This is a genomic window from Thauera aminoaromatica, assembly GCF_000021765.1.
Classification (GTDB): Bacteria; Pseudomonadota; Gammaproteobacteria; order Burkholderiales; family Rhodocyclaceae; genus Thauera; species Thauera aminoaromatica.
Genome location: NC_011662.2, coordinates 2498280 through 2512063, shown reverse-complemented (window position 1 = coordinate 2512063; position 13784 = coordinate 2498280). Strand labels below are relative to the sequence as shown.

Sequence of the window (13784 nt, the reverse complement as noted above, 5' to 3'; positions counted from 1 at the left end):
CGTTACTCCGAGGCGGCAGTTTGCGGAAGTTTTTCAAGGCCGATGCGGCTGTAGCGATAGTGCGTGTCGGCCAGGCGGAACCTAAAGCCGCCATGCTCGACGACGATCTCGTCGGGTAACGCTTCAAGTGGGAGGGCGCGCGGCAGCAAGTGGTGCCTAATTGGAAGCTCCCGCACCGTCCGGCCAAAAGGCCCTTGGAGGGGCGAATCGAAAGTGAGCAGACGGTCAGCAGCGCCGAGGCGTGTTGCGAGCTTTACTTCGTCGGGGAAGCCAAGTTCGACGAATGCGGTGTCGAGGGGCAGGAGTCCCAGCTTGGCGCTGGTGCGGCGGGCACCCGTGTCGCCGTCAATCTGCTGACCATGTGTCGCCCAAGCTGTGTCCAGCGATTCGATGGCGTGCAGCGCCTCCGGGTGCGTGGCGGACTCGACCAGTCGCCGGTTGTCGGCCGGGATGCGGACCTGAGATTCGGAGTGAATCAGCTTGCGCGTAGCTTCGAGGATGCGGGTGTCGGCATACACGCCGCCGCCGTCGTGAAAGCGGCCGAGTCCGTGCCGCGGGCGGGTAAGGCACGGTGTGAGGTCGCCCCCTTCGGGCGTCAGCACAAGCACACGCGCCTCCCTGAACGCGTTGGGTCGAGCCTCGACGGGGCGCATATGGCGATGTAATCGGCCGATGCGCTGCAACAGCACGTCCATCGGGCACAGGTCGGTGATCAGGAAGTCGGCGTCGAGATCCAGGCTTTGCTCCAGCGTCTGGGTGCCGACCACGATCAGCGGTCCGCTGGAGCGTCCTTTGCCGAGTTGGGCTTCGACCGTCGCGTCGAGCATGAGCCGGTCTTCGCGCGAGAAGCGGCTGTGATGCAGCGTGATGACGCCGTCACGATTGAAGAGCCAGGTTACGTTGGGTGTGGCCGCTTCGAGCGCTGCAAGGGTGGCGACGGCTGCCGGCACGGTGTTTCGGATCACCAGCACGCGGGCGCCCTGTTCGGCGGCTTCGAGCGCAAGGGCGGCGACGCGCTGCGGGTCATCGATGGCGTCCTCACACTGCCAGGCGACCCGCTTCTCTCGCGGTGCGCCGCTTGTGGAACGAATGCCCCAAGCATCGCTTATGGCAGGGTAGGGTAGGCCGCTCGCTTGGGCGAGTGACGGCAGATGCTGCGCCTTGCGGTTGCCGGCAGCGAGGTAGCGAGTCCGGGCCGCTGCGCCGAGTGTCGCGGACAACAGTAGCGTATGGCCGCCGAGCGCAATTTGTGCGTTGATGAGCTGTTCGATCAACACGGCCATGTAAGCGTCCGATGCGTGCACTTCGTCGATGACAAGCAGCGAACGCGCCGTCAGCGCATGGCGCAAGTGAGCATGCTTTACCTGCAGCGTGCCGAGCAGTGCCTGGTCGACCGTGCCGACGGCAACCGGTGCGGCGAGGAAGCGCTTCGAACTCTCGCCCGCCCATCGCCGACCCGCTTCGGCATCGGACGGATCGTCGCTCCACAACACCTTGAAATCGGGCAGCGCCCGAGCTGTTTCCCCATCCGCGGCGGCATAACCGGCCAATGCCCGAACCGCGAGCGGAGCGCCCTCGGGCCAAGCGCGCGAAAGCGCCTCGCGCACGCGCCGGTAGGCCTGTGATGCGGCCACGCGGGTCGGTAGGGCAAAGTAAAGCCCGTCGACTGCGCCACGCGCGAACAGATGAAGGTAGCGCCACAGCGCGGCTTCGGTCTTGCCGCTGCCAGTCTCGGCTTCGAGCACGACAACCTGACCAAGCGCCGGGTCGGACATTGCGGACTGGGCGGGATAGGGAGTGGTCGTATCGAATACGTCGCCGAAATCTGGTGATGCCTGCTCGAACCGCTTACGGCAAGGCTCAGGATCGAGGCCGATCTCGCGCACCGCTGTCGATGCCAGTTCACGGCTATTGCCGATGCGATCTCGATCGCCCACATTCGTGAAGGGGAAAAATCGAGTGTCCGAACCCAACCAGTCGGCCAATTGGACGAGGCCGGCGAAGTAATGCGCGAAGCGCGGCGTATCGGGAAGTGGCAGGCCCCCTTCGACGAATGCCTCTGGAACGAAGCGTTGGAGGGCGGCGCCAATGCTCTTTAGTTGTTCGGCGGGGTCATACTCACCTTGCCTGGACCAATGGATCCTGGCGTTGAACCAGTCGGGTGCGTTGGCGATCGGCCGTCCATGGTGCGCAATGCTGGCGCGTAGCAAGTTGTCCAGGGTCTCAGGCTTCCCCCAGCCGCAGATTTCAAGAATAGGCAGGTGCAGTAGCAGCGCCTCGGCTTCGTCGCTGTGATTACTTGCTTCGAGCAGCGCGATTGCCTCCGCGCTGTGCCCGGCGGTCAGCCTGCCGCGCGGCCGTTCCTCGTTTAGCCAGCGCTTTGCCTGGAACCCCGCGTTCGCTTTGCCAAGGTCATGAAGAAAGGCGAGGGCAGCAAGCCGCGCGAAGTCACGATGGTCGAGGCTACGCCCAGCAACTGCCTCGATGGATCGGCGGATGGCTCGGCATGCGCACAGCGCCTCAAAAACGGCCGCGACGTCCGCTAAATGATCGACCAGAGGATGCCATTTGATAGCGTCCTCGGAACGGTCCAGCTTGCCAAATGCGAAGGCTTCACTCAGGTTATGGCGCATCGGATTTGTTTCATCCAGCCTCGATATGTCCGACCAACATGCGTTGGTGATACAACGCATTGTGCCCTGAATATCTAGTTCGGGAGTACCGGCCTGCTCCGGTTCAGCAGGGCTGGCAAGATCCCATGGAACAGGGCTTTGGCCGAACAGCACATGGCTTCAAAAGGACTCTCCGACGGTATCTTCATTAGTCGCCGAACTTCATCTAAACCTCGAGCGCAGCGCCCGGGACTAGAATCCACGACTCCCTCAGGAGGAGCACCATCCATGTCCGAGCGCTGCGCCTGGTGCGGCACCGATCCGCTCTACGTCGCCTACCACGACACCGAGTGGGGCGTGCCCAATCACGACGATCGCCACCTCTTCGAGATGCTCGTGCTCGAGGGCGCGCAGGCGGGGCTGAGCTGGATCACCATCCTGCGCAAGCGCGAGCACTACCGCCGCGCCTTCGACGGCTTCGATGCCGAGCGTGTCGCGCGCTATGGCGAGGCGGATCTCGCGCGCCTGCTCGCCGACGCGGGCATCGTGCGCAACCGGCTGAAGATCGAGTCGGCGGTGGCGAACGCGCGCGCGACGCTGGCGGCGCAGGAGCGCTTCGGATCGCTGGATGCGCTGCTGTGGCGCTTCGCCGAGGGTTCGGCGCCGACCGCGCCGCCGCGCAGCCTGGCGGAGATTCCGGCGCAGACGGCGGCGTCGCAGGCGATGAGCCGCGAGCTGAAGCGCCTGGGCTTCCGCTTCGTGGGGCCGACGGTGTGCTACGCCTTCATGCAGGCGGTGGGGATGGTCAACGACCATGTGGAGGGGTGCTTCCGCCAGCGCGATATCGCGGCGCTGCGCTGCGCGACGTCACCACCCCCCAGCCCTTGAGCCGGTTGCAGGAACGCCTCGCGGCGTTGCCCTGCAGGCTCGGGCGCAGCCAGGCGGCATCGCCTGCTTGCGAAGCGGCAGCGATCGAAGTGATCCATGGCAAGGCCGGGTTCGCTGCGCATCGCTAGGATCGTCCCCATGAGCCTCTACCAGGATTTTGCCGACCGGACCGCACAGCGGATCGCCGAGGGTGTCTTGCGCCCGGGCGACAAACTGCTCTCCGTCCGCCAGGCCTGCAAGACTCACGGCATCAGCCCGATCACGGTCACCCAGGCCTACCACCTGCTCGAGAGCCGAGGCCTGATCGAGGCGCGGCCGAAGTCGGGCTACTTCGTGCGCGCCCGGCTTGGCAGCAGACTGCCCGAGCCGGAGATGACCCATCCAGCGGGCGGCTCCACGGCGCTCGAGGTCAGCGACTTCATCTTCCAGATCCTCGACAGCGTGCGGGATCCCGCCATCGTTCCGTTGGGGTCGAGCTTTCCCGACGCGCGCCTCTACCCGCTCGACAAGCTCGGGCGCTTCCTCGCGGCAGCGGCGCGTCACCTGGATCCGCTGGCAACGGTCACCGACCTTCCCCCGGGCAACGACGAGCTGCGCCGACAACTCGCGCTGCGTTACCTGGCCCATGGTGCCTCGGTTTCGCCGCAGGAGATCGTCGTCACGTCGGGTGCGATGGAAGGGCTCAACCTCTGCCTGCAGGCCCTGACCCGACCCGGCGACCTGATCGCCGTCGAGTCGCCCACCTTCTATGCGGGGCTGCAGGCCAGCGAACGCCTAGGACTCGAGGTCATCGAGATCCCGAGCCACCCGCGCGAAGGGGTGAGCCTGGATGCGCTGGCCGATGCGCTGCGCCATCATCCGATCAAGGCCTGCCTGTTCATGTTGAACTTCGCGAACCCGACGGGAAGTCGCGTCCCGGACGACAACAAGCGTGCGCTGGTCGAGCTTCTCCACCAGCATCAGGTCCCGCTGATCGAAGACGATGTCTACGCCGAATTGTATTTCGGACCCGAGGCGCCGCGATGCAGCAAGGCGATGGACACGGAGGGTCTGGTGCTGCACGTGTCCTCGTTTTCGAAGTGCCTCGCGCCGGGATACCGCTTGGGTTGGGTCGCGGCGGGGCGTTACGCCAAGGAGGTGCAGCGGCAGAAATACTCGACCAGCCTGGCGACGGCGGTCCCCATGCAGATCGCGCTGGCCGACTACCTGAAGCATGGCGGCTTCGACAATCACCTGCGCCACTTGCGCCGGCAACTTGCGCGCCAGGAAGCACAACTCCTGGCCGGCATCGAAGAACACTTTCCCCCCGGTATCCGCCTGGCCCGTCCGGACGGCGGCTATTTTCTCTGGCTGGAACTGCCGCCTCGGATCGATACGCTGCGGCTGCACGAAGAGGCGCTCGCGCAGGGGGTCAGCATCGCACCGGGGCCGATCTTTTCCGCCAAGCGCGAGTTCTCCAATTACCTGCGGCTCAACTTCGGCCATCCCGCAACAACTCGCCAGGATGATGCGCTGGCGACGCTCGGCCGGCTGATCAAGCGCCAGCTATAGGCTCGCGAGGCGGGCGAAACCGTCGCGGAAGAAGGTCGTCAGCACGATCGCGATCGGCGTGAAGGCGATGAAGAACCGCAGCACGTTGCGAAGGAAGGGGTGAGTCCGTTCCGCCTCGATGAAGTGGCGCGCGACCAGGTGGCCCTTGATCCAGATGATTGCGGCCACGATCCACTGGACGGCTTCCTGCCCCCAGACACCCTTGCCGAGTTGCGGGCTGACGAGGGTCAGCCCGACCAGGGCCAGCCAGGTCAGGACCAGGGGCCGGAGTGAAGTGGCGGGTTTGCGCTCGATGGAGTCCATGATCAGGCCAGCACGTAGAAGAAGGGGAAGATGACCAGCCAGATGATGTCGGTGGCGTGCCAGTAGCTGGCGAGCGCTTCCAGACCGCTGTGCTCGTCGGCGGTATAGATTCCGAATCCATGCCGGGCGAGGACCCAGAGGATGCCGAGGATGCCCCAGAAGGCGTGCACCATATGGGTGAAGGTCAGGTAGTAATAGACGGTGAAGAAGATGCCCGACTCGCCATCGATACCGTGCGCGAGGTTCCACTGGATCTCGAGGTATTTCGCCACCGGATAGCCCAACGCCACGATCAGGCCCGCGATCAGCCAGCCGATCGATTCGCGCCTGCGCCCGGTGCGCAGACGGGTGACCGAGCAGGCGATGAAAAAGCTGCTGCTCACCATCAACAAGGTGATCACCACGCCGGCCGTCTGCGAGAGCCGCTCCGCCCCGGAGTGAAAGGCGTCGGGAAAGTGCGCGCGGGCGACGAAGTACACGATGAACAGCACCAGGAATTCGACGAACTCGCAGCAGATCCCGACCCAGATCCCCTTGTTGCCGGGCACCCTGCCGGTGCAGGGGGGCGCGTCACCCGCGGTGGTGGGCAAACTCATCGTATTGGCGATCACGGTGTTCCACTCCTGATTCGATAGCGCGATTTTGGGCGTTTGCAGATGAGCGGACAGGAACAGTCGAGTGGATAGTCGTCCGGCACAGACGAGCTGTGGCGGCGGATCTGTACCTGTTCCAAATCGTACGATCTGCAACTGAAGCTGCGCCGTCCGGGGTGATGTACTCCAGGCCATCGTCAGAGCCGGAGCAGCCCGCATGAACCCACCCGTCAGCAAGGTGCGCGAAGCCAAGCTGGAGTTCTATCGCAAGAAGGGAAAGATCCACGCCAAGGCGGTGCAGGGCCGCTTCAACAGCCTGCGCTGGGCCATGGTCTGGCTCACCCAGGTCGTGTTCTACGGCGCGTGCTGGTTGCCGTGGACGACGGAGACCGGCACGCGGCAGGCGATCCTGTTCGACATCGTCGACGAGAAGTTCTACCTGTTCGACCTGGTCCTGTGGCCGCAGGACGCGCTGCTGCTGGCCGTCGTCCTGATCCTGGCCGCGACCGCGCTGTTCTTCACCACCGCGATCGCCGGGCGCCTGTTCTGCGGCTTTGCCTGTCCGCAGACGGTCTATACGTCGATCTTCGTGTGGATCGAGGCCAGGATCGAGGGCGACCACCTCGCGCGCCTGCGCCTCGACCAGGGCCCGATGTCGGCGCGCAAGCTGCTCATCAAGTCGGTCAAGCACGGCATCTGGGCGCTGGTCGCGGCGTGGACCGCGATCAGCTTCGTCGGCTACTTCACTCCCATCCGCGCACTGCTGCCGGCAATCGTCGGCCTCCGGACCGGCCCGTGGGAAACCTTCTGGCTGCTCTTCTACGCGAGCTTCACCTATCTGCAGGCCGGGCTCGCACGCGAGGCCGTATGCCAGCACATGTGTCCGTACTCGCGCTTCCAGGGCGTGATGATCGATCCGGATACGGCGAACGTCGCCTACGACGTCAAGCGCGGGGAGCCCCGCGGCGCCTTGCGGCAGTCGGGCGACAAGGGCGACTGCATCGACTGCGGAATCTGCGTGCAGGTGTGTCCGACGGGCATCGACATTCGCGACGGACTGCAATACCAGTGCATCGACTGCGGGTTGTGCGCCGACGCTTGCGACGAGGTCATGGACAGGATCGGCGCACCGCGCGGCTTGATCCGCTTCATGAGCGAGCGCGAGCTTGCCGGCCAGGCACAGGTTGCCCCAGCCTGGTCGCGGCCGCGGACCCTGGTCTATGTCGGCCTGCTGCTCGTGTTCGCCGCGCTCGGGGTGTGGACACTGAACGAGCGCGTGCTGTTGCGGGTGGAAGTGCACCGGGATCGCGGCGCCCTCATGCAGGAGACGAGCGCGGGCCGGATCGAGAACAGCTACACCCTCAAGCTCATCAACATGGAAGAGACGACCCGCCAGTTCCGCATCGGCGTGAGCGGCCTGCCCGGGCTGCGGATCGAGGGCGCCGGCGAATTCACGGTCGGGCCGGGCCAGGTGCAGAGCGTCACGCTCACCCTGTCATCCCCGTTCGAAGGCATGCCGTCCGGCGTGCAGCCGATCGTGTTCGAGACGGTGGCGCTGCACGACGCAAGCCTTGCGGTGCGTGAGAAGGGCACCTTCATCCTGCCCTTCCGTTGAAATGGTGGCTCGCAGGCGCGGGATCGCGGCGGGCTGCTCCTGCGCTACTTCACCATCCCCCAGGCCTTGAGCCGGTTGTACGAGTACTGCGCGGCGTTGCCCTGCTGGCTCTGGCGCAGGTAGGCGGCGTAGTGCTGGGCGGCGGCCTGGCGGTTGCCCATGCCTTCGAGCGAGATGCCCTTCAGGAAGGTGATGCCGGCGTCGCCGGGGAGCAGGCGGTCGAAGCGGTCGAGGTTCTGGTAGGCGCGGCCGGCGTCGCGCTGCTGCAGGGCGAGCACGCCGGCGAGCTTGTAGGCCTGCGCCTCCTGCGGGTAGATCTCGCGCGCGTTGTCGGCGTAGTCCACCGCCTTCGCGGTCTGGCCCTGGGCCTGCAGGCACTGGGCCATGCGCAGGTTGCTGGCGTAGTCGCGCGGGGTCCTGGCCAGCGCGGTCTGGAATTCGGCCTGCGCCTTGGGGTACTGCCTGGCGGCCATCGCGGTTTCGCCGTTCTTGCAGGCGTCGATGGTGGGGCGGATGCGGCGCAGGCTGGCGGTGCTGTCCATGAAGCGCTCGCGGCGGGCGTCCAGGCTGTTGCTGATGCGGTAGCGCGCGTCGGCCGCGGCCTGCGCGGCCTGCATGCGCTCGCTGCTCATCGGGTGGGTGGAGAACATCGTCTGCAGCAGCGAGGGGGCGGATTTTTCCTCGGCAACCAGCAACTGGTGCAGGCGCACCATGCCGGTCGCCGGGTAGCCGGCCTTGACGAGATATTCCTGCCCGAGCGCATCGGCCTCGCGCTCGTGCTCGCGCGAGTAGCCGGCGAGCAGGGCGCTGGCGCCGATCTGTCCGCCCATGCTCATCAGCCCGCCCCAGTCGGAGCTCTGTGCCGCCACGTTGAGCCCGGCGAGCGCCGCCTGCGCGACCAGGTTCTGGCCCTGGCGCTGGGCGGCGTGGCGGGCGTTGACGTGGCCGAGCTCGTGGCCGAGCAGGGCGGCGAGCTGGGCCTCGTCGTCGAGGTCGGCGAGGATGCCGCGCGTCACGCCCATCGCGCCGCCGGGGAAGGTGTAGGCGTTGACGTAGTTGGCGTTGAGCACGCGGTAGGAGTAGGGCATCTGCGGACGGTGGGTGAGCGTGCCCATGCGCTGGCCGATGCCGGCGACGTAGCGGTTGACCGCCTCGTCCTGGATGGCGCCGAGGTCCTGCGAGAACTGGTGCGGCGCGACCTGGGCGTCGGTCTGCTTCTCCTGCGCCTCGCTCATGCCGACGAGGATGGTCTCGCCGGTGACCGGGGAGGTGGCGCAGCCCGACAGGCCGGCCGCCGCGCCCGCGCCGAGCAGCCACAGCGCCTGGCGGCGGGTGATGCGGTTGCGTTCGAGGCTGCGGGCGAGGTCGTCGAAGAAGCTCATGGCATTCGCTCGTCGAAGGACATGCGGGGATTGTAGCGGCGCGGAGGAAAGGTCTGGGGCAGGGCAGGGGCGATGGGCGTCGATGGGGACCGAGGCGCTGCAATCGCGACTTGCGTCGCTCCTACGGCACGCCAAGCGGTGATTTGGAAGAGCGACGCGAGTCGCGATCGGCCGGCGTGCCGGGGTTTTGTGGGAGTGACGCGAGTCGCGATCGGGCGGTGGAGCGGGAAGGGGTGTCGGCGGGACGGAGCGGCGGCAATCGCGACTTGCGTCGCTCCTACGCATCGGCTGCGCGCTACAGCCACCTTGCCTTGCGGAAGCGCCACCACAGGAAGGTGCTGGCGCTGACGATGATGCCGAGGCCGGCGAAGTAGCCGTACTCCCACTCCAGCTCGGGCATGTGGTTGAAGTTCATGCCCCAGATCCCCGCGAAGGCGGTGGCCACCGCGAAGATGCCGGCCCAGGCCGCGAGGCGCTTGCTGACCTCGGTCTGGTCGATGGTGACCAGCGAGATGTTCACCTGGATCGCGGTGCCGATGGTCTCGCGGACACTGTCGAGCGAGGCGTCGATACGGGCGAGGTGGTCATACACGTCGCGGAAGTAGTGCCGGCTCTTGGCGCAGACCTCGGGCACACGCCCGCTGTGCAGCTTGCCGGCGGCCTCCATCAGCGGCAGCACGGCGTGCTTGAGCAGGGTGACCTTGCGCTTGAGGCGATAGAGGCGGCGCATGTTGGTGTTGCCCGCACCCTTGGTGAAGATGCGCTCCTCGAGCGCCTCGACCTCGGTCTCGAGCTTGTCGATGAGCGGGAAGTAGCCGTCGACCACCGCGTCCATGAGCGCGTACAGCACGTAGCCCGGGCCCTTGGCGAGCATCTTCGGCTCGCGCTCGCAGCGTGCGCGCACGCCGAGGAAGTCGCGGGCGTGGTTGTTGCGCACCGACAGGATGTAGTTGGTCCCGACGAAGACGTGCACCTCGCCGACCTCGAGCTTGCCCTCGCGCTCCTCGATCAGGTGCATGACGACGAAGAGCTCGTCGTCGTACTCCTCGACCTTGGGGCGCTGGTGGCGGTGGTTGGCGTCCTCGACGGCGAGCTCGTGGAGGCCGAACTCCTCCTTCATCACCGCGAGTTCCTCGGCGGTGGCGTCCTTGAGCGCGACCCAGACGAAGGTCTCGGGTTGCTGGATGTACTCGCTGATGTCCTCGACCGGGATGTCGGCGAGCTTGCGGCCGTGCTGGTAGGCGATGCAGTTGATGAGCATGGTCGTGGGTCGCTTGCGCCTTCGCCGGATCAGGCCTTCACCGCCTCGAGCAGGTCCTTCACCGCCTTCACGCGCTCCTTGAGGTTGGGCAGGCTGGCACGGCGCACGAGCTTCTCGGGGCCGGCCATCTTGGTGCTGCGGTCCTTCTGGATCAGGAAGATGACTTTGACCGGGTCGATCGGCGCGTCCTTGGCGAACTGCACGCTGATCTGCGCATCGGACGCATCGAGCTTGTGCACCCCGTAGTCCTTCACCAGCATGCGCAGGCGGTGGGTCTCGATCAGCGCGGCGGTCTGCGCCGGGAGCTCGCCGAAGCGGTCGATGAGCTCTTCCTGCAGCGCACGCAAATCTTCTTCCATCTCGCAGTTGGCCAGGCGCTTGTACAGCGTCAGGCGCTCCTGCACGTCGGGGCAGTAGTCGGTGGGCAGCAGCGCCGGGGTGTGCAGGTTGATCTCGGAGACGACCTCCAGCGGCTGCGACAGGTCGGGCTCCTTGCCGGCCTGCAGGTCCTTGACCGCACGCTTGAGCATCTCGGTGTACAGGCTGAAGCCGACCTGCTGGATCTCGCCCGACTGGTTCTCGCCCAGCACCTCGCCGGCGCCGCGGATCTCGAGGTCGTGCATCGCCAGGTAGAAGCCGGAGCCGAGGTCTTCCATCATCGCAATGGCTTCGAGCCTTTTCTGCGCCTGCGCGCTGGGCTTGGCGCCCGGCTGGGTCAGCAGGTAGGCGTAGGCCTGGTGGTGGCTGCGCCCGACGCGGCCGCGCAGCTGGTGCAGCTGCGCCAGGCCGAAGCGGTCGGCGCGGTTGATGATGATGGTGTTGGCGGTGGGGATGTTGATGCCGGTCTCGATGATGGTGGTGCACAGCAGCAGGTTGGCGCGCTGCTGGGTGAAGTCGCGCATCACGCGTTCGAGCTCGCGCTCGGGCAATTGCCCGTGGCCGACGACGATGCGCGCCTCGGGCAGCAGCTCCTCGAGGTCGTCCTTCATGTTGTCGATGGTGTCGACCTCGTTGTGCAGGAAGTAAACCTGGCCGCCGCGCTTGAACTCGCGCAGCACCGCCTCGCGGATCAGGCCGCGACTGGAGGGCTGGACGAAGGTCTTGATCGCCAGGCGCTTCTGCGGCGCGGTGGCGATCACCGAGAACTCGCGCAGGCCCTCCATCGCCAGGCCCAGGGTGCGCGGGATCGGCGTGGCGGTCAGGGTCAGGATGTCGACCTCGGAGCGCAATTGCTTCAAGGCCTCCTTCTGGCGCACGCCGAAGCGGTGCTCCTCGTCGATGATCACCAGGCCGAGGCGCTTGAAGATCACGTCCTTCTGCAGCAAACGGTGGGTGCCGATGATGATGTCGACCTTGCCCTCCGCGAGGAGCTGCAGGGCCTCGGCCTGCTCCTTGGCCGACTTGAAGCGCGACAGCTCGGCGAGCTTGATCGGCCAGTCGGCGAAGCGGTCGGCGAAGGTCTGGTAGTGCTGCTCGGCGAGCAGGGTGGTCGGGCACAGCACCACCACCTGCTTGCCGTCGGCCACCGCGATGAAGGCGGCGCGCAGCGCGACCTCGGTCTTGCCGAAGCCGACGTCGCCGCACACCAGGCGGTCCATCGGGCGGCCGGATTTCATGTCGGCCACCACCGCGTCGATGGCGGCCTGCTGGTCGGGCGTGGTCTCGAAGCCGAAGGCCTCGGCGAAGGCTTCGAGGTCATGCTGCTTGAAGTCGAAGCGGTGGCCGGGGCGGGCAGCGCGCTGGGCATAGAGCGCGAGCAGTTCGGCGGCGGTGTCGCGCACCTGCATCGCGGCTTTCTTCTTGGCCTTCTCCCACTGGCCGGAGCCGAGGCGGTGCAGGTCGACCGCCTCGGGGTCGGCGCCGGCGTAGCGGGTGATCACGTGCAGCTGCGACACCGGCACATAGAGCTTGTCGCCGCCGTTGTACTCCAGATGCAGGAACTCGGTGTCGCCCTCGCCGAGGTTCATGTGGAGGAGGCCCAGGTAGCGGCCGATGCCGTGCGAGACGTGCACCACCGGGTCGCCGATCTTGAGCTCGGACAGGTCGCGCAGCCAGCCTTCCATGGTGGCGGCCTTGCGCGCGTCGCGGCGCACGCGGCTGCGCGCGGTGGCGGCGTAGAGCTCGGTCTCGGTCAGCACCGCGAGCCTTGCAGCCGGTAGAACGAAGCCGCGCGCGAGCGGGGCGACGCCAAGCGCGAGGCGGGCGTCGGAATCCAGGAAGGCGCCGAAATCGGCCGTGGCCTCGGGGCGCACGTCGTACTCGGCGAAGAACTCGGCCATGGTCTCGCGCCGGCCGGGCGAGTCCGACAGCAGCAGCACGCGACCGTCGAAGCCGTCGAGGAAGGCCTTGAGCTTGTGCAGCGGGTCGGTGGCCTTGCGCTCGACCGCGACCTCGGGCGGGGGCAGGGCGAGCGCGTCGGTGCGGGCGGCCGCGGGCTCGGCGCCCGCCTTGGCGCCCACTTCGGCCCCGATCGCCAGGCGCGGCAGGTTCTTCAGCGCGATGAAGAAGGCCTCGTCGGTCAGGAAGAGCTGCTCGGGTGCCAGCACCGGGCGGCTGCGGTCGCCCTTCAACAGGTCGTGGCGCGAGCGCGTGTCCTTCCAGAACTCGGCGATCGCCGCCGGCACGTCGCGGTGCAGCAGCACCGGCGTCTCGGCGGGCAGGTAGTCCAGCAGCGTCGCGGTCTCGTCGAAGAACAGCGGCAGGTAGTACTCGATGCCGGCGGGGGCGATGCCGTTGGAGACGTCCTTGTAGATCGACGCGCGCGTCGGGTCGCCCTCGAAGGTCTCGCGGAAGCGGCTGCGAAAGCGCGTGCGCCCCTTGTCGTCGAGCGGGAACTCGCGCGCCGGCAGCAGACGGATCTCCTTGGTGGGATACACCGTGCGCTGGGTGTCGGGGTCGAAGGTCTTGATGCTCTCGACCTCGTCGTCGAAGAGGTCGATACGGAAGGGCAGCGGCGAACCCATCGGGAACAGGTCCACCAGCCCGCCGCGCACCGAGAACTCGCCCGGGCTCACCACCTGGGTGACGTGCGCATAGCCTGCGAGCGCCATCTGCGCCTTGAACTGCTCGACGTCGAGCTTCTCGCCCTGTTTGAGGAAAAAGGTGTACGCGGCAAGAAAACCCGGCGGCGCCATGCGGTACAGCGCGGTGGAGGCGGGCACCAGCACGATGTCGGTCTCGCCGCGGCTGATGGCGTAGAGCGTCGACAGCCGCTCGGAGATCAGGTCCTGGTGGGGCGAGAAGCTGTCGTAGGGCAGGGTCTCCCAGTCGGGCAGCAGGTGCGCGCGCAGGCCGGGTGCGACCCAGGCGATCTCGTCCTGCAGGCGCTGGGCGTCGAGCGGGTTGGCCGTGATCACCACCAGCATGCGGCCGCGGCTGGCGAGCTGGGCGATGGCGAGGGCGTCTGCCGAGCCGGCGAGCGGCTCGAGTTCGAGCCGGCCGCCGGGCTTGGGCAGCTTGACCGTGGCGAGCCGGGAGAGGAGGGCGTCGAGGGAGAGGGACATCGTGGTTTCTCGAGCGTCGTCTGCGGACTGCGACCCTCCGTCACCGTGGCGGAGGCGGGCAGCATGGCGGTAGGGA

At 66.9% G+C, this 13784-nt stretch carries 9 protein-coding genes; 3 read left to right on the top strand and 6 right to left on the bottom strand.

The genetic code is table 11. The annotated features are described in order from the left end of the window. Nucleotides 1-2: 2 nt before the first annotated feature. Entirely contained in the window at nt 3-2633 is a 2631-nt protein-coding gene (locus tag TMZ1T_RS11020) for a CRISPR-associated helicase/endonuclease Cas3 (protein ID WP_012585432.1), read from the bottom strand. Between the two features lie 267 nt (nt 2634-2900). On the opposite strand from TMZ1T_RS11020, the gene TMZ1T_RS11015 reads away from it, so the two are divergent. Both TMZ1T_RS11015 and TMZ1T_RS11010 read left to right on the top strand, forming a co-directional pair. Continuing rightward, nucleotides 2901-3500, top strand: coding sequence for a DNA-3-methyladenine glycosylase I (locus TMZ1T_RS11015; RefSeq protein WP_012585431.1), 600 nt, complete (start codon nt 2901-2903; stop codon nt 3498-3500). A 138-nt stretch (nt 3501-3638) separates the two neighbouring features. Further along, nucleotides 3639-5051 carry an aminotransferase-like domain-containing protein gene (locus TMZ1T_RS11010; RefSeq protein WP_012585430.1) on the top strand — a complete coding sequence of 471 codons (1413 nt, stop codon included), beginning with the start codon at nt 3639-3641 and terminating at the stop codon, nt 5049-5051. Here TMZ1T_RS11010 and TMZ1T_RS11005 read toward each other — a convergent pair. Both TMZ1T_RS11005 and TMZ1T_RS11000 read right to left on the bottom strand, forming a co-directional pair. Next, the gene (locus tag TMZ1T_RS11005) at nt 5046-5354 is read right to left on the bottom strand and encodes a hypothetical protein (RefSeq protein WP_012585429.1); all 309 of its coding nucleotides are present in this window, start codon (nt 5352-5354) and stop codon (nt 5046-5048) included. The two genes, TMZ1T_RS11010 and TMZ1T_RS11005, sit on opposite strands and share 6 nt — an antisense overlap. Before the next feature lie 2 nt (nt 5355-5356). Next, the gene (locus tag TMZ1T_RS11000; protein ID WP_041589849.1) at nt 5357-5950 is read right to left on the bottom strand and encodes a cytochrome c oxidase subunit 3 family protein; all 594 of its coding nucleotides are present in this window, start codon (nt 5948-5950) and stop codon (nt 5357-5359) included. 214 nt (nt 5951-6164) lie between these two features. On the opposite strand from TMZ1T_RS11000, the gene ccoG reads away from it, so the two are divergent. Beyond that, complete coding sequence (ccoG, locus tag TMZ1T_RS10995) at nt 6165-7562, top strand: cytochrome c oxidase accessory protein CcoG (protein WP_012585427.1); 1398 nt, start codon at nt 6165-6167, stop codon at nt 7560-7562. Between the two features lie 44 nt (nt 7563-7606). Here ccoG and TMZ1T_RS10990 read toward each other — a convergent pair whose 3' ends face one another. The 3 genes from TMZ1T_RS10990 to mfd all read right to left on the bottom strand — a co-directional run bounded on the left by TMZ1T_RS10990 (nt 7607) and on the right by mfd (nt 13708). Continuing rightward, nucleotides 7607-8944 carry a M48 family metalloprotease gene (locus TMZ1T_RS10990; protein ID WP_012585426.1) on the bottom strand — a complete coding sequence of 446 codons (1338 nt, stop codon included), beginning with the start codon at nt 8942-8944 and terminating at the stop codon, nt 7607-7609. Nucleotides 8945-9239: 295 nt separating this feature from the next. Then, nucleotides 9240-10205 carry a magnesium/cobalt transporter CorA gene (corA, locus tag TMZ1T_RS10985; protein ID WP_004302118.1) on the bottom strand — a complete coding sequence of 322 codons (966 nt, stop codon included), beginning with the start codon at nt 10203-10205 and terminating at the stop codon, nt 9240-9242. Nucleotides 10206-10234: 29 nt separating this feature from the next. Then, a complete protein-coding gene (mfd, locus tag TMZ1T_RS10980; protein WP_012585425.1) occupies nt 10235-13708 on the bottom strand; it encodes a transcription-repair coupling factor in 3474 nt (1157 codons plus the stop codon). Nucleotides 13709-13784: the final 76 nt, after the last annotated feature.

Coding starts and splice junctions, on each gene's coding strand:
- TMZ1T_RS11010 (WP_012585430.1), top strand. CDS start 3,639: ATGAGCCTCTACCAGGATTTTGCCGACCGGACCGCACAGCGGATCGCC.
- TMZ1T_RS11000 (WP_041589849.1), bottom strand. CDS start 5,950: ATGAGTTTGCCCACCACCGCGGGTGACGCGCCCCCCTGCACCGGCAGG.
- mfd (WP_012585425.1), bottom strand. CDS start 13,708: ATGTCCCTCTCCCTCGACGCCCTCCTCTCCCGGCTCGCCACGGTCAAG.
- corA (WP_004302118.1), bottom strand. CDS start 10,205: ATGCTCATCAACTGCATCGCCTACCAGCACGGCCGCAAGCTCGCCGAC.
- ccoG (WP_012585427.1), top strand. CDS start 6,165: ATGAACCCACCCGTCAGCAAGGTGCGCGAAGCCAAGCTGGAGTTCTAT.
- TMZ1T_RS10990 (WP_012585426.1), bottom strand. CDS start 8,944: ATGAGCTTCTTCGACGACCTCGCCCGCAGCCTCGAACGCAACCGCATC.
- TMZ1T_RS11005 (WP_012585429.1), bottom strand. CDS start 5,354: ATGGACTCCATCGAGCGCAAACCCGCCACTTCACTCCGGCCCCTGGTC.
- TMZ1T_RS11020 (WP_012585432.1), bottom strand. CDS start 2,633: ATGCGCCATAACCTGAGTGAAGCCTTCGCATTTGGCAAGCTGGACCGT.
- TMZ1T_RS11015 (WP_012585431.1), top strand. CDS start 2,901: ATGTCCGAGCGCTGCGCCTGGTGCGGCACCGATCCGCTCTACGTCGCC.